The organism is Actinoallomurus oryzae (assembly GCF_039541955.1).
GTDB classification, from domain to species: Bacteria; Actinomycetota; Actinomycetes; order Streptosporangiales; family Streptosporangiaceae; genus Actinoallomurus; species Actinoallomurus oryzae.
The window spans coordinates 1-16,584 of sequence record NZ_BAABHF010000029.1 but is presented as its reverse complement, the minus strand read 5'-3'; the positions used below and the strand labels follow the sequence as shown (position 1 = coordinate 16,584).

General features: G+C 71.1%; 18 protein-coding genes and 1 riboswitch. Of the genes, 12 read left to right on the top strand and 6 right to left on the bottom strand.

Translation table 11 applies throughout. The features are described 5' to 3' along the window. Entirely contained in the window at nucleotides 1-630 is a 630-nt protein-coding gene (locus tag ABEA10_RS27445; RefSeq protein WP_345468845.1) for a hypothetical protein, read from the bottom strand. Between the two features lie 199 nt (nucleotides 631-829). Between ABEA10_RS27445 and ABEA10_RS27440 the strand changes: the two genes are divergently transcribed. Beyond that, complete coding sequence (locus ABEA10_RS27440) at nucleotides 830-1,423, top strand: hypothetical protein (RefSeq protein WP_345468844.1); 594 nt, start codon at nucleotides 830-832, stop codon at nucleotides 1,421-1,423. A 210-nt stretch (nucleotides 1,424-1,633) separates the two neighbouring features. Here the strand turns inward: ABEA10_RS27440 and ABEA10_RS27435 are convergent, their stop codons facing one another. After that, nucleotides 1,634-2,383, bottom strand: a complete 750-nt coding sequence (locus ABEA10_RS27435) for a cobalt-precorrin-6A reductase (RefSeq protein WP_345468843.1) — start codon at nucleotides 2,381-2,383, stop codon at nucleotides 1,634-1,636. A 71-nt stretch (nucleotides 2,384-2,454) separates the two neighbouring features. On the opposite strand from ABEA10_RS27435, the gene cobF reads away from it, so the two are divergent. The 11 genes from cobF (at nucleotide 2,455) to ABEA10_RS27380 (ending at nucleotide 13,457) form a co-directional block, all read left to right on the top strand. Next, a complete protein-coding gene (cobF, locus tag ABEA10_RS27430) occupies nucleotides 2,455-3,216 on the top strand; it encodes a precorrin-6A synthase (deacetylating) (protein WP_345468841.1) in 762 nt (253 codons plus the stop codon). Nucleotides 3,217-3,293: 77 nt separating this feature from the next. Next, on the top strand, nucleotides 3,294-4,046 hold the full coding sequence (locus ABEA10_RS27425) for an enoyl-CoA hydratase/isomerase family protein (protein WP_345468839.1): 753 nt from the start codon (nucleotides 3,294-3,296) through the stop codon (nucleotides 4,044-4,046). Then, entirely contained in the window at nucleotides 4,043-5,569 is a 1,527-nt protein-coding gene (locus ABEA10_RS27420) for an AMP-binding protein (protein WP_345468837.1), read from the top strand. Before ABEA10_RS27425 ends, ABEA10_RS27420 begins: the two co-directional genes overlap by 4 nt. Continuing rightward, nucleotides 5,566-5,985 (top strand): acyl-CoA thioesterase, encoded by a 420-nt coding sequence (locus tag ABEA10_RS27415; RefSeq protein ID WP_345468836.1) that lies wholly within the window; start codon nucleotides 5,566-5,568, stop codon nucleotides 5,983-5,985. The genes ABEA10_RS27420 and ABEA10_RS27415 overlap by 4 nt, the downstream gene beginning before the upstream one ends. After that, nucleotides 5,985-7,571: an amidohydrolase gene (locus tag ABEA10_RS27410; protein WP_345468834.1), complete on the top strand. Its 1,587-nt coding sequence runs from the start codon at nucleotides 5,985-5,987 to the stop codon at nucleotides 7,569-7,571. Before ABEA10_RS27415 ends, ABEA10_RS27410 begins: the two co-directional genes overlap by 1 nt. Next, entirely contained in the window at nucleotides 7,571-8,017 is a 447-nt protein-coding gene (locus ABEA10_RS27405) for a GNAT family N-acetyltransferase (protein ID WP_345468833.1), read from the top strand. The genes ABEA10_RS27410 and ABEA10_RS27405 overlap by 1 nt, the downstream gene beginning before the upstream one ends. Then, nucleotides 8,014-8,670 carry a TetR/AcrR family transcriptional regulator gene (locus ABEA10_RS27400; RefSeq protein WP_345468831.1) on the top strand — a complete coding sequence of 219 codons (657 nt, stop codon included), beginning with the start codon at nucleotides 8,014-8,016 and terminating at the stop codon, nucleotides 8,668-8,670. The genes ABEA10_RS27405 and ABEA10_RS27400 overlap by 4 nt, the downstream gene beginning before the upstream one ends. Nucleotides 8,671-8,837: 167 nt before the next feature. Next, nucleotides 8,838-8,992, top strand: a riboswitch (cobalamin riboswitch). Nucleotides 8,993-9,031: 39 nt separating this feature from the next. After that, nucleotides 9,032-9,247, top strand: coding sequence for a CbtB domain-containing protein (locus tag ABEA10_RS27395; protein ID WP_345468830.1), 216 nt, complete (start codon nucleotides 9,032-9,034; stop codon nucleotides 9,245-9,247). Nucleotides 9,248-9,278: 31 nt separating this feature from the next. Further along, nucleotides 9,279-9,917, top strand: coding sequence for a CbtA family protein (locus tag ABEA10_RS27390; RefSeq protein ID WP_345468828.1), 639 nt, complete (start codon nucleotides 9,279-9,281; stop codon nucleotides 9,915-9,917). 214 nt (nucleotides 9,918-10,131) lie between these two features. Beyond that, nucleotides 10,132-12,393, top strand: coding sequence for a ribonucleoside-diphosphate reductase subunit alpha (locus tag ABEA10_RS27385; RefSeq protein WP_345468826.1), 2,262 nt, complete (start codon nucleotides 10,132-10,134; stop codon nucleotides 12,391-12,393). Nucleotides 12,394-12,464: 71 nt separating this feature from the next. After that, nucleotides 12,465-13,457, top strand: coding sequence for a ribonucleotide-diphosphate reductase subunit beta (locus ABEA10_RS27380; RefSeq protein ID WP_345468824.1), 993 nt, complete (start codon nucleotides 12,465-12,467; stop codon nucleotides 13,455-13,457). Between the two features lie 18 nt (nucleotides 13,458-13,475). On the opposite strand, the gene ABEA10_RS27375 is transcribed toward ABEA10_RS27380, so the two are convergent. The 4 genes from ABEA10_RS27375 to ABEA10_RS27360 all read right to left on the bottom strand — a co-directional run bounded on the left by ABEA10_RS27375 (nucleotide 13,476) and on the right by ABEA10_RS27360 (nucleotide 16,163). Further along, nucleotides 13,476-14,012 (bottom strand): hypothetical protein, encoded by a 537-nt coding sequence (locus ABEA10_RS27375; RefSeq protein WP_345468823.1) that lies wholly within the window; start codon nucleotides 14,010-14,012, stop codon nucleotides 13,476-13,478. Further along, nucleotides 14,009-14,617 carry an RNA polymerase sigma factor gene (locus ABEA10_RS27370; protein WP_345468822.1) on the bottom strand — a complete coding sequence of 203 codons (609 nt, stop codon included), beginning with the start codon at nucleotides 14,615-14,617 and terminating at the stop codon, nucleotides 14,009-14,011. Before ABEA10_RS27370 ends, ABEA10_RS27375 begins: the two co-directional genes overlap by 4 nt. A gap of 155 nt (nucleotides 14,618-14,772) precedes the next feature. After that, nucleotides 14,773-14,907: a hypothetical protein gene (locus ABEA10_RS27365; protein WP_345468821.1), complete on the bottom strand. Its 135-nt coding sequence runs from the start codon at nucleotides 14,905-14,907 to the stop codon at nucleotides 14,773-14,775. A 491-nt stretch (nucleotides 14,908-15,398) separates the two neighbouring features. Next, nucleotides 15,399-16,163 (bottom strand): alpha/beta fold hydrolase, encoded by a 765-nt coding sequence (locus ABEA10_RS27360; RefSeq protein ID WP_345468820.1) that lies wholly within the window; start codon nucleotides 16,161-16,163, stop codon nucleotides 15,399-15,401. Nucleotides 16,164-16,584: the final 421 nt, after the last annotated feature.

Here is a 16,584-nt window from a genome sequence, read left to right as displayed (position 1 = left end):
TCAACCGCCGGAAGCGGCCTCGTAGCACTCGAGTTTGCGTTGCTGCTGTTCTGGGGTCGCTTCTGGCATGGCGTCGCAGACGGCCACTGCGGCGTCGCCATCGTCACCGGCGCTTTGGTTGGTGTACCACCAGGCGCCCCCTTCGGCCGGGTGCCGCTGCGCGCGGCCGGCGTTGATATTGAATGACGCGGACGCCGCGGCACCGAGCACGCCGGCGAACTGGTTGGTCTTCGCGCCGCGGGCGACGGTGAGCATGTTGTCCGGGTCGGGGCCCAGCAGGGTCCGGACGATGGCCAGCTTCCGGGTGGCGACGGGCTTGCCGGCGGCATTCAGCCACGTCATGGTGTTCATCTCGTGGATCGTGACATCGTCGGGGTTCCCGGTCGCGGAACCGATGATCTTCGCGATCGCGTGAGTGATATCGGGTCGGCCGGCCACCGTGCATGAGGGGAAAGTGATAGAGCCGCGCGCGCTTGCGGGTTCTCCCGTAAAGTGCGTCACCTTCAGGTGGAGCTCGCCGATGCAGGTGCTGTTACCCACTCGGGCCGGAGGGGTCGGGCCGGGAACGTCCGCATGGGCCGCCGCCGTGATGGCGAACGTTCCCAAACCGGTCAGGAATGTGGCGGCCATCAGCACCGCCTTGCGGCTTGCCGCGTGTCATGTCAGACATCATCTTAAGTCGGACGTGTAACTCGACATGGAAATATGTCGGACGCAGGCCGCATATTCTCCGGACACGGATTAATGGCCCTGTGTGAATAGCGGAGATCTTCCTCGGGTACAGACCCTGCCGATTCCATCTTCCACACTCTCACCAGGGGGAATATCTATGCGTCGACTGATGGCCGCCGCCGGGACCACCGCACTGCTCGGGCTTGCCGCTATTCCGGCCCACGCCAGTGCCAGTTCCGCGACACCGTCCCAGCGGCACCAGGGGCCGACGACGATGACCGGAGCCGGTGGAAGCCGCATCGCCCGGGCACTGCCGGGAGACATCGCCTACCTGAACACGACGTTCAATCTCCAGCCGTACGCGTCGGGGCGCTGGGTCAACACCCCGCTGCAGGTCACACTCCCGCGTGCCGGGCGATACCACGTCGACGTGAACGTCCAGGGACGGCTCTGGGGTGCACCGCCGACCAACCTGGTCATCCTCGCCCGGCTCGCGGACGCCACCACCGGCACCGTTCTGTACAACACCACCCGTCTCGTCGATCACCTGGTGGACATGAACCCCTGGGACCGGCCGATCGGGCAGCGCGCGACGGCTTCGATCGACGATGAGATCAGGGTGACCCGGCCCACGCGAATCGTGTTGCAGGCCACGCGGCTCAACCAGGCGGGCACGAGCAGCGTCGCCGAGATCCTCCCCGGGCCGGGCGGCGGCCGTACCTCGTTCCGCTTCGAGCGCGTCGGGCCCTGACGGCACCGCTCCGGCTGACCACGCCCGAGCCCTCGTGAACACACCGCCCCGCTTTCCTCCGGTTCGCCGGCGAAAAGCGGGGCGGTTCCGCTCGTGGCGGCCTCGCACGACTCGCACAGGCGGCAGGTCGACGCCAGCGGTCCACCGAAGAGGCGGGCGGACGAAAACCGGCATTCAGCGGCCAGAGGAATGTCGGGGAAGGCCGTCCGATCAAAGCCCAGGTGATGCGCCGGTCCGAAGGAGTCGTTCCAGCCAGGTCTCGGCGGCGTCGACGGTCGTCACCGCCGGCGCGGCGGGCATCGGTGGACGGTCGACCATGACGACCGGCAGGCCCAGCAGCCGGGCCGCGGTGAGCTTCGCGGCGGTCATCTCGCCGCCACTGTCCTTGGTGACGAGCACGTCGACCGCATGCCGCCGCATCAGTTCCAGTTCCCCCTCGACGGTGTACGGGCCGCGCGCCAGCAGTACGGTCGAGCGCGGTGGCAGCGGAGGCGGTGGCGGCTCGACGGACCGCACGAGGAACCAGCGGCGGTCGTCGCCCGCGAAGATCGGGAGGCCGTCCCGGCCCGTGGTGAGGAAGACCCGTTCCCCGGGCGGATCGGCCGCGGCCGCGAGTGACGGCACCCGGCGCCAGTCGTCGCCCGGTCCCTCGTGCCAGCCGGGCCGGCGCAGGACGAGCAGCGGGACGCCGGTCCGCGTAGTCGCGGTCACGGCCGAGACGGTGATCTCGGCGGCGAACGGGTGTGTGGCGTCGACCACCGCGTCGATGCGCTCGGCGACAAGCCAGGCGGCGAGCCCGTCGGTGCCGCCGAAGCCGCCGACGCGGGTACGGCCCGCCGGCAGCGCGGGCTCGGCGACCCGTCCGGCCAGCGAGGTGATCACGTCGAACCCCGCTCGCCGGGTGAGCCCCGCGGCGAGCCGCCGGGCCTCATTCGTGCCGCCGAGCAGCAGGACGCGCATCCCCGCATGGTAGGGCGCGTCCCGAATGCCCCCCTGTGTCGGCGTCGGCCGAAACCGACACACTGAGCGGCATGAGGCAGATCATCGTGATCGGCATCGGCGCGGGGGATCCCGAGCAGGTGACCGTGCAGGCCGTGAACGCTCTCAACCGCGTCGACGTGTTCTTCGTGCTCGACAAGGGCGCGGTCAAGCAGGAGCTGACCGACCTCCGGCAGGAGATCCTCGACCGGTACGTGCGCGATCGCGACTACCGGATGGTGTGGGGGCGTGACCCGGATCGCGACCGTACGGCCTCCGCGTACACCGAGGCCGTGGACGACTGGCGCCGCCGCCGCGCCGACGTCTGCGCGCGGCTGATCGCGGACAACCTGGAAGACGGGGAGACCGGCGCGTTCCTGGTGTGGGGCGACCCGGCTTTGTACGACAGCACCCTGGCGATCCTCGCCGACGTCCGTGAGCGCGGCGACCTGCCGTTCGAGATCGAGGTCGTCCCCGGTATCAGCAGCGTCTCGGCCCTCGCGGCGCGGCACGGAACCGGACTCAACCAGGTCGGCGGGGCGGTGCAGATCACGACGGGCCGGCGCCTCGCGCGAGGGTGGCCGGCCGGCGCGGACGACGTGGTAGTGATGCTCGACGCCCACACCGCCTTCGCCGAGCTGACCGAGCCCGATGCCGAGATCTTCTGGGGCGCCTATCTGGGCACCCCGGACGAGATCCTCGTGTCGGGCCCGGTGTCCGAGGTCGCCGATCGGATCGTGTCGCTGCGCGCGGAGGCCAGGCGCCGCAAGGGCTGGATCATGGACACCTATCTGCTGCGCCGCCGGTCTCGTTGACGCCCGACGAGGGCCCCGCATAGCCTATCGATCGATCGATAGAGGCCTTTGCGCCGGTCAGAGCACGGGGGGACGCGGTGACGTCTGTGGTGGAGTTCGCCGTCGAAGACGGCGTCGCGCGGATCCGGCTCAACCGCCCGCACCGGCTCAACGCCGTGGTCCCCGAACTGGTGGACCAGCTCGTACGCGCCCTGGCGCGGGCGCGGGCGGAGCGGGTACGGGCCGCCGTGCTGGCCGGCAACGGCCGGGCGTTCTGCTCGGGCCATGATCTGAAGGCCGAGGCACCGGTCCTGGAGGCCGGGGCGAGCCGCGAGCGCCTGGACCGCATCCAGGAGGTCACGCGGGAGATCCGGCGCGCTCCGTTCCCGGTGGTCGCGGCGGTGCACGGGTACGCCCTGGGCGCGGGCTGTGAGTTCGCCCTGGGCTGCGACCTGGTGGTGGCCGCCGAGAACGCCAGGTTCGGCTTCCCGGAGGTCGGAGTCGGGCTGAGCGTGACGGGTGGGATCTCCCGGCTGCTCACGTCCGCCGTCGGCGCGCTCAAGGCCAAGGAGCTCATCCTGCTCGGCGAGCACTTCGGCGCCGCGGAGGCCGCCCGGTACGGGCTGGTCGCCCGGGTCGTCCCTGACGGCGAGCACGAGCGGGCCGCGCTGGAAGTCGCCGCCGACCTGGCCGCCAAGCCGCCGTACGCCCTCGCCCTGGCCAAGCACGCCATCGACCAGGGCATCGACGGCACGGTCGAGGACGCGTTCGCCCGCGAGGTCGCCGACGCGCAGCTCACCGAGTACGCCGGTGAGGCGGACCGGGCTCAGGAGGAGTGGCGCGGCCGATGACGATCACGGATGTCGCGACACTGGTAGTGCGGGCCGCCGAACGCCGGCCCGACCGTACGGCGTGGACCTTCGACCAGACCGGGGAGTCGCTCACCTTCGGACAGGTCGCCGACCGCAGCGCCGCCCTCGCCCGGACGCTCGCGGGGCTGGGCGTACGGCGCCGGGACCGGGTGGCGGCACTCCTGCCGAACATCCCGGACTTCCCGCTGCTGTGGCTGGCCCTGGCCCGCCTCGGCGCGACCCTGGTCCCGGTCAACCTCAACTACCGCTCGCACGACGCCGGGCACGTGCTGACCGACTCGGGGGCGAAGCTGCTGGTCACCACCGGCGCACACGCCGAGCTGGCCGACCGGCTCGGCGTACCGGTCCACTACCTCGGCGACCCGACGCCGGAGGCGGAGGCTCCGCTGGACCGCAGCCGGCCCGAGGACCTGCTCAACATCCAGTACACCTCCGGCACCACCGGCCTGCCCAAGGGCTGCCTGCTCTCGCACCGCTACTGGACGGCGCTGGCCGACAGCATGGTGACGGCCTTCCCTCACCTGGGGGAGAACGACGTCATGCTCACCTGCCAGCCGTTCTCCTACATCGACCCGCAGTGGAACGTCCTGGCCGGGCTGCGTTCCGGCGCCCACCTGGTCGTGCTGGACCGGTTCCACCCCGCCGCCTTCTGGGCGAAGGTCCGTGAGTACGGCGTGACCTACTTCTACTGCCTCGGCATGATGCCGGCGCTGCTGCTGCGGATGCCGTCCGACCCGCGCGACCGCGACCACGCGGTGCGCGCGATCCAGTGCTCGGCGATCCCGCCCACGCTCCACCGCGAGCTGGAGGAGCGCTGGGGCGTGCCCTGGTACGAGGCGTTCGGCATGACCGAGACCGGGGCCGACCTGCGGGTCGAGCCGGACGACCACGACGAGACCGTCGGCACCGGCTGTATCGGACGGCCGCTGGCGCACCGCGACGTCCGCATCGTCGACCCGGCCGACGAGCCGGTCGAACGCGGCTCGGTCGGCGAGATCGTCCTGCGCGGGATCGGCCTCATGGACGGCTACCTCGGCCATGAGGAGGCGACCGCGCGTGCGTTCCGCCGCGGCTGGTTCCACACCGGTGACCTGGGCCGGATGGACGAGCAGGGCCGGGTCTACTACACCGGGCGGCTCAAGGACATGATCCGGCGCAGCGGGGAGAACATCTCCGCCACCGAGGTCGAAGAGGTCCTGCTGCGGCATCCGGCCGTCCGCGCCGCGGCGCTGGTGCCGGTCCCCGACGAACTGCGGGGCGAGGAGGCCAAGGCGTACGTCGCCACCGACGGCACGGTCTCGGCCGCCGAGCTGGCCGCCTACTGCGACGAGCGCCTGGCCTACTTCAAGGTCCCGCGCTACTGGGAGCTGCGCGACGAACTGCCGATGACGGCCTCCCAGCGCGTGGCCAAGGGCGCGCTGCCCCGCGAGGCCGCCGGCGCCTACGACCGGGCGACGCGCATGAGCGGGCGGGTACGTCTGGTCAAGGAGGAGGACACATGAGCGAAAAGGCCCACTTCGCGTGGGACAGCCCGGTCTTCTTCGACGAGATGGACCCCAACGGAACCCTGCACAACAGCCGCTTCGCCGTCCACGTCGAGCGGGCCCTGTCGGCCTGGAACGAGGCCGAGGGCATGGGCTGGCGGCGCCTGGAGGACCGGCACGAGGACCTGCGGTACGCCGTACGCGCGTTCGCCATCGAGTTCCACGCCCCGGTCGTGGCGCCGGGTGCGATGCGCGTCGAGCTGTGGCTCGACCGGGTCGGCACCACCAGCGCGGTCCACCGCTTCCGCTGCGCGAGCCCCGCCGGGGCGCCGGAGTTCGCGACCGGCCGGCGCACCATCGTCAAGATCGGCTCTTCGGGCGCCGAGCCGTGGGGCCCGTGGTTCCGTGCGCTCGCCGAGAGGTACGTGACCTGATGCGCATCGACACCATCCTGACGAACCTGTCGGCCGTCACGGTCGACCCGGCCCGTCCCTCGGCCCGGCGTATCGGCATCCACCACGGCCGGATCGTGGCCCTCGACGACGAGCTGGACGGCGTCACCGCCGCCGACGTCGTCGACCTGGCCGGAGCGACGGTCGTGCCCGGCTTCGACGACGCGCACAACCACATGATCCTGTTCGGTCTCTCACTGACCGAGCTCGACCTGTCCACCCCGCCGATGCACACCCTGGAGCAGGTGTACGACGCGGTCGCCGAGCGCGCTCGCAGCCAGCCGCCGGGCACCTGGATCATCGGCTCCGGCTACGACCAGAACAAGCTCGGCGGCCACCCGCACCGCGACCGCCTGGACGCCGTGGCACCCGACCACCTGGTCTGGCTGCGGCACACCTCCGCGCACATGTCGGTGGTGGGCGGCCGGCTGCTGCGTGAGATCGGCGACCGGCCGCCGGACGGCGGCGTCGTCCACCCCGACACCGGGCTCCTGGAGGAGGCGGCCCAGCAGCTCGTCCGCGACCTGCGGTACCCGCTGCCGCGCGAGCAGCTCGTTCAGGCCATCGCCGCCGCGAGCGAGCGCTACCGCGCCGAGGGCATCACGTCCTGCACCGAGGCCGGTATCGGGCTGGGCTGGATCGGCCATTCACCGACCGAGGCCGCCGCCTATCAGGACGCCCTCGACGGCGGCGCACTCGGCGTCCGGGTACGCCTGATGGTCACCGGCGACTCCACCCACCCGATCGAGGGAGCCCCGGGCGCGCTCGGGCTCGACCTGGGGTTGCGTACCGGGTTCGGCGACGACCGGCTGCGGCTCGGGGCGGTGAAGGTGTTCGCCGACGGCTCGCTCATCGGACGGACCGCGGCGATGCACGACGACTACGCCGACCAGCCCGGCAACCGCGGCTACTTCCAGCTCCCCGCCGAAGAGCTGCGGGAACGCATCGTCGGCGCGCACGCGGCGGGCTGGCAGGTGGCCGCGCACGCCATCGGCGACCGCGCCATCGACCTGGTCCTGGACGCCTTCGAGGAGGCGCAGACCCGGTTCCCGCGCCCCGATCCCCGGCATCGCATCGAACACTGCGGGGTGGCCGGCCCCGGTCAGGTCGCCCGCCTCGCCGAGCTGGGCGTCATCCCGGTGCCCCAGCACACCTTCGTGGGCCAGATCGGCGACGGCATGCGCGCGGCGCTCGGAGAGGAGCGCGTGCGCTGGTGTTACCGACACCGTTCCCTCCTGGACGCCGGGCTCGTCGTCCCCGGCAGCTCCGACCGGCCCGTCGTACGCGGGGCTCCGCTCCTCGGCATGCGCGCCATGGTCGGCCGCCGGACCGAGAGCGGCCGGCCGTTCGTTCCCGAGGAGGGAGTCACCCCCCTGGAGGCGCTGCACGCCTACACACTCGGTTCGGCCCGCGCCGCGTTCGAGGAGCGCCGCAAGGGCAGCATCACCCCCGGCAAGCTCGCGGACCTCGCCGTACTGTCCGCGGATCCCACGTCCACCGCCACCGAGGACATCGCCGGCATCCGCGTGCTGGCCACCCTCGTCGGCGGACGGCTCGAGGAGGTCTGATGCCCGTACGACCCGCGGAACCCGCCGACTTCGAGGAGATCTGCGCCCTGCTGCTGGCCCACGCCGCGCACGAAGGCGTCGCCGACCGGGTGCGGCTGGACCGGCAGGAGACCTACGAGGCGCTGTTCGGGGAGCATCCGGTCGCCTGGGCCCACATCGCCTCGCCGCCGGACGAACCGGACGCCGTCGCCGGGTTCGCGCTGTGGTACCCGACGTTCTCCTCCTGGGACACCCGGCCCGGCATCTGGCTGGACGACCTGTACATCAAACCCGAGTACCGGCGGTACGGCCTCGGCCGCGAGCTGCTGTCCGCCCTGCGGTCGCTGACCCGCGGCCGCCTCGAATGGGACGTCGCGCACGGCAACGACGCGGCGGAGAGCTTCTACCGGAGCATCGGCGCCGAGCCCGTCGGCGGCTGGACCCGCTACCGGTGGAACGTCCGGTGAGCCGGCCGCCCCAGCCCGACGGCCGGGTCCGCGCCGCCGCGGTGGCGCTGTTCGCCGCCAAGGGCTTCCACGGGACGGGCATCCGTGAGCTGGCCGACGCGGCCGGCCTGTCCTCGGCGACGCTCTACCACTACATGGGGACCAAGGAAGACCTGCTCGTCGACATCATGCAGACGAGCCTGGACCGGCTGCTCACCGCGGCGGGCCAGGTCCTGACGGAGTCACCCTCACCGGTGGCCGCGATGAACGGCCTGGTGCAGACCCACGTCGTGGCTCACGCTCTGCGGCGGTCCGAAACGCTCGTGGTCGACACCGAGCTGCGCGCGCTCTCGCCGGAGCGCCGCCGTCCGATCGTCGCGCTCCGCGACGAGTACGAGGACCTGTGGGAATCGGTCATCGAGAAGGGCCAGGCGGCCGGCACGTTCCAGGTCCCGGACCCCTCGGTGGCACGGCTCGCCCTGCTGCAGATGTGCAGCGGCGTCGCCAACTGGTACACCTCGGGCGGCCGGCACGCCCTCGCCGAAGTCGCCGAGACGCACGCCCACCTGTCCCTGGCCATGCTCGGCGCCGCACCGGACCCCGGCCTGCCGCCCGCCGGCCACTACATCCGCCTGGTCACCGGCGTCTGGGGCGACGACGCCACCGCGGGCTGAGACACGCCCTAGGAGGCACGGCCAGGCGGCGCAGCACTCCCTGACCGGCGGTCGCCGTCTCGGCCCCGCGCGGGTCGAGCGGTTCGTCGTCACCGGGAAAGCGGGCCTGCCGGGTCGCGGCGGTGGCCGCGTGGGTGACCAGCAGAGACGAACGGCCATGGGGTGCGACCTCCCGCGATGTTGACGGTCCGGAACGCCGGTCGTACGCTCCGGACGAACGTGATGGTAAGAGGAAGCCGGTGCAAATCCGGCGCGGTCGCGCCACTGTGATCCGGCCCACGGGCCGGGAAGTCAGACCCTCCGCCGTCAGAAGCGCTCCACCCGTGACAGGGACGCCGGATCCCTTTAGGAGGCTCTTGCGATGACCACCTCGACGCTGCCCACCACCCGTACGACACCCCTCGTCGTGCCGGGCGCCCGGGCCGCTCTGTGGCTGTTCGGCACCGTGCTGCTCTGCCTGGCCGCGTACTACTTCATCGGCGTCGACCAGGGCGCCACCTCGGTGTTCGGCGACAACATGTACATCCACGAGTTCGTGCACGACGCGCGTCACTTCCTCGGGTTCCCCTGCCACTGATCCCGCGACACCGCACCCGAAGGAGTACGCCGTGGAACGGCGATTCATCGTGCGTGGGCTGCTCGTTGGCGCGATCGGAGGGATCCTGGCGTTCGTCTTCGCCCGGATCTTCGCCGAGCCGCAGATCCAGGCGGCCATCGACTACGAGAGCGGGCGCGACGCCGCCCAGGCCCTGCTCGACAGGGCGGCGGGCATCACCCCCGAGGCCGCGGGGTCGGACCTCTTCAGCCGTACGGTCCAGGCCAACGTGGGGATCGGCGCCGGCGTCATCGTGTTCGGTGCCGCGATGGGCGGCCTGTACGTGGTGGCCTACCTGCTGGCCTGCGGCCGCACCGGGAACCTGCGGCCACGGACGCTGGCGCTGCTGGTCGCCCTCGGCGGCTTCCTGGGCTTCTACCTGATCCCCTTCGTCAAGTACCCGGCCAACCCGCCCGCGATCGGCCACGAGGAGACGATCCGCGCGCGGGGCGGCCTGTACCTGCTGATGGTCGGGTTCTCCATCGCGTTCCTGGTCCTGGCGGTCTTGCTGTTCTCCTTCCGCCTGTACTCGGTGGCCGCCCAGGCGATCATGTGGGCCGCGATCGGCCTGTGCTTCGCGCCGATGGCCGAACGCCTGCTCGCCCGTGCGGCCGGTGAACCCCGGTCCGTGGAGGCACCGGCCACGGCATAAGGCCCGAGCGAGAAGACTCCCGGCAGGTCGGCCGCCGGGAGTCTTCGGCATGCCCGCGTACAGGGGCACAGCGATGACGCACCCAACATCTAGGGGTGCTGTGGTGTGGATGCCACTACATGTATGGTTCTCGTGTTCCTTGTGTGCCTGTTGCCTCTGCGGCAATCGGTGCCAGAGGGAACCCAGTGAAAGAAGCTCGCGAGGAAGAGAGCACGTGACACAACAGCTCATCGCGCCGCCCGCGTCGGACGGCGATCCGGAGCGCACGCTCGCCGTGGAGATCGAGCGTGCCTGCGCCGGTCTGCCGGACGCCGACCCGCTCCGCGTCGGCGACGCCGGCGACCTGGCCGAGGCCGTACGACGGGCCGCCGCGCTGGTGATCACCGACCCTGCCTACTCGACGGTGGCGGCGCGCCTGCTGGCCCGGTCGATCGCCGAGGAGACCGGGCCGGTGACGTTCACCGAGTCCATCGCGGCGGCCTATGAGCAGGGGCTGCTGAACGAGGAGACCGCCGGGTTCGTCGCGCGCGAGGCGGCGGCGCTGGACGCCCTGGTGGACCACGGCGCGGACGACCGGTTCACCTACTTCGGGCTGCGTACGGTCTATGACCGGTACCTGCTGCGGCATCCGACGACGCGGCGGGTGCTGGAGCGGCCCCAGCACTTCTTCCTGCGCGTGGCGTGCGGACTGGCCGAGAACGTGGGGGAGGCCGCCGAGCTGTACGGGCTGATGTCGCGGCTGGCGTACCTGCCGAGCTCGCCGACGCTGTTCAACTCCGGCGCCGCCCGCCCGCAGCTGTCCTCCTGCTTCCTGCTCGACTCACCGCGCGACGAGCTGGAGGCGATCTACGAGCGGTACGGGCAGGTCGCGCGGCTCAGCAAGTACGCGGGCGGGATCGGGATCTCCTGGAGCCGGGTCCGCAGCCGGGGATCGCTGATCCGGGGCACGAACGGGCACTCGAACGGGATCGTGCCGTGGCTGCGGACCCTGGACGCGTCGGTCGCCGCCGTCAACCAGGGCGGGCGGCGCAAGGGCGCCGCGTGCGTCTACCTCGAACCCTGGCACGCCGACGTCGAGGAGTTCCTCGAACTGCGCGACAACACCGGCGAGGACGCGCGGCGTACGCACAACCTCAACCTGGCCAACTGGGTGCCGGATGAGTTCATGCGCCGGGTCGAGGCCGATGAGGTGTGGTCGCTGTTCGACCCGAAGGAGGTGCCGGAGCTGGTCGACCTGTGGGGCGAGGAGTTCGACCGGGCGTACCGGGCGGCCGAGGCCGACGGCCGGTCCGTGCGCCAAATCCCGGCGCGGCGGCTGTACGGCGCGATGATGCGCACCCTCGCGCAGACCGGCAACGGCTGGATGACGTTCAAGGACGCGGCCAACCGCGCCTGCAACCAGACCGCCGAGCCCGGCAACGTGGTGCACCTGTCGAACCTGTGCACCGAGATCCTGGAGGTCACCGACGACTCCCAGACCGCGGTGTGCAACCTCGGCTCGATCAACCTCGCCGCGCACCTGACCGACGACGGGGTCGACTGGGCGGGTCTGCAGGCGACGGCCCGTACGGCGGTGCGGTTCCTGGACCGTACGATCGACCGCGGCCTCTACCCGACGCCGGAGGCCGCGAACGCGAACCGGCGGTGGCGGCCGGTCGGGCTCGGCGTGATGGGTCTGGCGGACGTGTTCTTCCGGCTCCGGCTGCCCTTCGACTCGGCCGAGGCGCTGGCCCTGTCCACCCGCATCGCCGAGGAGATCGCGCTCGCGGCGTACGGGGAGTCGGCGGCGCTGGCGGCCACGTACGGCCCACATCCCGAGTACGGCCGGACCCGCGCCGCTCGCGGCGTCCTGCACCCGGACCACTGGCCGGACGCCGCGCCGGTGCACGCCGCCGAGTGGGACGCGCTGCGCGCCCGGATCGGGCAGGTCGGGCTGCGCAACTCGCTGCTGGTGGCGATCGCGCCGACCGCGACCATCGCCTCCATCGCGGGCTGCTTCGAGTGCATCGAGCCGCAGGTGTCCAACGTCTTCAAACGCGAGACGCTGTCGGGGGAGTTCCTGCAGATCAACACCTACCTGGTGGCGGACCTGAAGAAGCGGGGACTGTGGACGCCGCGGGTCCGCGACGCGATCAAGCGCGCCGACGGCTCGGTGCAGGGGATCGAGGAGCTCCCCGGCGACCTGCGCGCCCTGTACCGGACCGCGTGGGAACTCCCGCAGAAGGCGCTGATCGACCTGGCCGCCGCCCGGACGCCGTACGTGGACCAGGCCCAGTCGCTGAACCTGTTCATGGCGAGCCCGACCATCGGCAAGCTGTCCTCGATGTACGCCTACGCGTGGCGCTCGGGCCTGAAGACCACCTACTACCTGCGGTCACGCCCGGCGACGCGTATCGCCCAGACGACCGTGACCCCGGTGGCCGAAGCGGTCGCCTGCTCCCTGGAGAACCCCGAGACCTGCGAGGCGTGCCAATGAGCGAGCGCAGCGAGCGAATCGAAAGCACAGTGTCTCTGGATCACTCCTCCGACGAAGGAGGCCGCACGAGCTTGCTGGACCCGGGGATGGATCTGACGCTGCGGCCGATGCGCTATCCGGACTTCTACGACCGGTTCCGCGCGGCGATCCGCAACACCTGGACGGTGGAGGAGGTGGACCTGCACTCCGACCTCGCCGACCTGGCCCGGCTGACGCCCGAGGAACTGCACCTGGTGAACCGGCTGGTCGCGTTCTTCGCCACCGGTGACACCATCGTGGCGAACAACCTGGTGCTGAACCTGTACGCCCACCTCAACGCGCCCGAGGCACGCCTGTACCTGTCGCGGCAGCTGTTCGAGGAGGCCGTGCACGTCCAGTTCTACCTGACCCTGCTCGACACCTACCTGCCCGACCACGACGAGCGGGCCAGGGCGTTCGCCGCCGTGGAGAACATCCCCTCGATCCGCGACAAGGCGGAGTTCTGCTTCCGCTGGATCGACTCGATCGGCGAGCTGCGGGAGCTGCGCACCAAGGCGGACCGTCGGGCGTTCCTGCTCAACCTGATCTGCTTCGCCGCGTGCATCGAGGGCCTGTTCTTCTACGGCGCCTTCGCCTACGTGTACTGGCTGCGTTCCCGCGGGCTGCTGAACGGCCTGGCCTCGGGTACGAACTGGGTCTTCCGCGACGAGTCCATGCACATGGAGTTCGCCTTCAGCGTCGTGGACACCGTACGCGCCGAAGAGCCGGAGCTGTTCGACGAGGAGCTGACCGGGCAGGTGACGGCGATGCTGGAGGAGGCCGTCGCCGCCGAGCTGGCCTTCGCCCGCGACCTGTGCGGCGAGGGCCTGCCCGGCATGAGCGCCATCGACATGCGCGCCTATCTGGAGAACGTCGCCGACCAGCGCCTCGCCCGCCTCGGCATGCCGATCCGGTACGGCACGGAGAACCCGTTCGCGTTCATGGAGCTCCAGGACGTGCAGGAGCTGTCGAACTTCTTCGAACGCCGGGTGTCGGCCTACCAGGTCGCCGTCGAGGGGACGGTGAGCCTCGACGAGACGTTCTGAGGCCGGCGGAGGCCGTGGTCAGGCACCCGGCGCGCCTTTGTGAGGATTTCCCTTCGCCTTGCCTTTCGGGGTGTTGATGGGGTGCGTCTTGTTCTTCTGGTGCGGCGTCGGCCGTGGACGGGGAGGCGCGGGGTGCGCGGGCCGCGGGGCCGGCCGCCGGGCGGTCGGGTGTACGGATCGTCGTGGTGTGTCGCGGGTCAGGGACGTCGTGGACGTGTCCGCCGTCCTGGTGCGATGGGGCCGCCGGTCTCTCGGCGGGGCGGCGAGGTGATGCGCGGTCGCGGCCACGGCGACGCCGCCGGTGAGGAGGAGCGCGAGTCCGATCAGGATCGCCTTGAGGCTGAGCAGAGCGGGGATCCGTCGTCCTCGCCGTGCCCGGCGGCCGAGCCGGGCCGCGCGGTACGCGGCGAGGGCCGCCCGTTCGCCCTCGGCCGGTCCGGTCTGCGGAGGGGCCGAGGCGGCGGTGAGCAGCCGGGCGAGACGGGGAGGGCCGGTGGGTTCTCCGCGGAGCATCCGTTCGGCGGTGTCGGGATCGAGGCCGGAGTCGTCGTTCATCGCGGGGGCTCCAGGTCGTTGATGAGGTGCTCGAGGCGGCGCAGGCCGCGGTGGGCGGCGGTGCGTACGGCGCCGGGGCGTTTGCCGATGATCTTGGCGACGGTCTTGGCGTCCAGGCCGACGACGACGCGCAGGATGATGATCTCGGCCTGGTCGTGGGGGAGGCGTGCGATGAGCGCGAGGGCGGCCTCGGTGGACAGTGAGTTCAGGGCCGTCGTCTCGGTGTCCTCGGGTGCGGTCTGCTCGGGGAGCTCGTCGACGGGGGTGTGCGCCACGGGGCGGCGTTTGCGGTGGCGGAGGTGGTCGAGCGCGCGGTGGCGTGCGATGGTCGCGGTCCAGCCGCGGAAGCCGTTGATGTCGCCCTCGAAGATGGCGATGTCGCGTGCGATGTGGAGCCATGCCTCGGAGGTGACGTCTTCGGCGTCGTCGCCGACCAGGGTCCGTACGTAGCGCAGCAGCCGGGGGTGGATCTGCCGGTACAGCGTGCGGAACGCGTCTTCGTCCCCTTCTCGCGCGGCTCGCAGGAGGGCGTCGGGCTCGTGCTCGGCGCCGGTGCGGTCGGCGGCCAGCCAGGGCGGGGGATGCAGTTCCTCGGCATGACTCACCCGCGCAATGATGCGGCATTTCCCCCGGAAAGGCATGTGTGTGCCGAATGTGCACCGATCTGGGGTGTGGAGCGTCGCGGTCACCCTCGTCGCGCCGGTCCGGTCGCCGCCGACGCCGGGCCTCCGCGCGGCGGTGTGGGACGGGGCCGTACGGCTCAGCGACGGCGGTGCGAAGGCCGCCGGCGCTTTCGGCTCGTACGGCGGCCGCCGATCACGTGCCGGATGGACAACGCAAGGCCGAACAGGCCGGCCAGGACCAGGGCCGCACCGGTGAGCTGCGCGGCGCTCATCGCCTCGCGCCACGTCGTTCCGACGAGGCGACGGCCGGGGGGACGGCCGCGAGTGCGGTAACCCGAGTGCGCGCCAATCTGGGATGGCTCCTTTCGCGATGCTGGGTGGGTGACCAGGCACGGCCACCGGGCTTGGGCCGAACCGCCGCCCGCCCCGGGAGATGGGCGTCTGGATCCCGGGGCGGGCGGGCTTTGCGCGGCGGCCCCGCAAGTGGGGCCGCGCGATGTCACCATCCCTCTACACCGCCGGCCCTTCCGGATCCGTTACCGGGGAGGCGGAGCCTTTCAACCGCCCTTCCCCCGGACGGGCGCCGGCGAGCACGGGTCGGGTCGCCTCTTGCTACGGAAAGGCCGCCCCGGGGCTACGAGGTAACCCCGAGGCGGCCGGAGGTGCGGCGGTTCAGGGGTAACCGCCGCACATCGCCTACAGCGCCATCCGCACGAGATCCGTTACCGAAGGGAGGACTCGAAGAGTCGGCCGATCGCCCGCCCTAACGTGCGACCTGCGAGACGACGCGCTGGATGGCGTGGACGGCGACGTCGGGCTGGTCGACGTAGATGTAGTGCTCGCTCTGGGTGGCGGTGCTCAGCCTGCTGCGGTGGGAGACGGCGAGCCACTTGCGCTCGCCAGCGGTCCACAACTGCTCCAGGCGCTGCCCGTACTCGGGAACGGCCGCGGCGAGGTACTGCTTACCGTGCTTGATCACCTCTACCGGGATGTTTCCGGCGGAGCGCACCTTCCCGTCGGTGATGACGAGCTTCTCCGGGTTCTGCCCCTTGTCGACCGCGAGGGTCTGCGCCCGCAACTGGGCCGCGGTGCCGGTGGCGGACTCCGGGATCCCGGAGGAGATGTCGGCGACCGAGGTCGGTGAGGTGGCGTCCATCAGGACCAGGCCCTTGACCTCGCGGCGGTGGGCGGGGGCGTATCGGGCGGCGATCATCCCGCCCAGTGAGTGAGCGGCCAGGACGACGGGACGGTGGCCGGCGACCCGGTCGATCACCCCGGTCAGGATTTTCCCGGTGTCGGCGAAGGTCTGCGGGCCGTCCGGCTGGTCGCTCGCGCCTTCGCCGAGGCGGTCGTAGGAGCAGACCCGGTTGTTCTCGCTCAGGGTCTTCTGGAGGCCGGCCATCTTCTCCAACCCGTCGCCGAGCCCGGCCAGCAGGACGATGACCGGCCTGCCCTTCGCCGCGCTGCCCGAGCAGGACACGTTCACCGACCGGCCCTCGACCTTGATCTTCTCGGTCCCCGATGGCAAGGGCTTATCGCTTTTGTGCGCGCCGGCACTGTGGAATGCCGACGGAGCCGTATTCGAGTCGGACTTGCAGCCGGTAAGTCCCGCTCCTGCCACCGCGCAGCTTAGCGCGATCACAGCGGATGCCTTGATATTGCGAATCATAACGTCCTCCATTTGGCGATTAATCAGCGATCGGCGATGTCGATAACGCTATGGCCTCGAGGCCCTCCGGATCGTCACCACACGGTGGACACTCGCGGGGATCGCTTGTCCCCCGTGCGAGCTACAAGCGAGTGTCCACCGCACGGTGACGATTTCCGGCGGGTGTATCTCTAGCGTTTTCCGTGTCGCCGTGGCGCTGGGCTGCGGAATCTCGCTAAGGGAATTTCATGAAGGATTCGTCATGCGATTGTTGAAGCAGCTCTTGCCGGTCGCGGTGGTC

Coding starts and splice junctions, on each gene's coding strand:
- ABEA10_RS27445 (WP_345468845.1), bottom strand. CDS start 630: ATGGCCGCCACATTCCTGACCGGTTTGGGAACGTTCGCCATCACGGCG.
- ABEA10_RS27440 (WP_345468844.1), top strand. CDS start 830: ATGCGTCGACTGATGGCCGCCGCCGGGACCACCGCACTGCTCGGGCTT.
- ABEA10_RS27435 (WP_345468843.1), bottom strand. CDS start 2,383: ATGCGCGTCCTGCTGCTCGGCGGCACGAATGAGGCCCGGCGGCTCGCC.
- cobF (WP_345468841.1), top strand. CDS start 2,455: ATGAGGCAGATCATCGTGATCGGCATCGGCGCGGGGGATCCCGAGCAG.
- ABEA10_RS27420 (WP_345468837.1), top strand. CDS start 4,043: ATGACGATCACGGATGTCGCGACACTGGTAGTGCGGGCCGCCGAACGC.
- ABEA10_RS27415 (WP_345468836.1), top strand. CDS start 5,566: ATGAGCGAAAAGGCCCACTTCGCGTGGGACAGCCCGGTCTTCTTCGAC.
- ABEA10_RS27410 (WP_345468834.1), top strand. CDS start 5,985: ATGCGCATCGACACCATCCTGACGAACCTGTCGGCCGTCACGGTCGAC.
- ABEA10_RS27405 (WP_345468833.1), top strand. CDS start 7,571: ATGCCCGTACGACCCGCGGAACCCGCCGACTTCGAGGAGATCTGCGCC.
- ABEA10_RS27395 (WP_345468830.1), top strand. CDS start 9,032: ATGACCACCTCGACGCTGCCCACCACCCGTACGACACCCCTCGTCGTG.
- ABEA10_RS27375 (WP_345468823.1), bottom strand. CDS start 14,012: ATGAACGACGACTCCGGCCTCGATCCCGACACCGCCGAACGGATGCTC.
- ABEA10_RS27365 (WP_345468821.1), bottom strand. CDS start 14,907: ATGAGCGCCGCGCAGCTCACCGGTGCGGCCCTGGTCCTGGCCGGCCTG.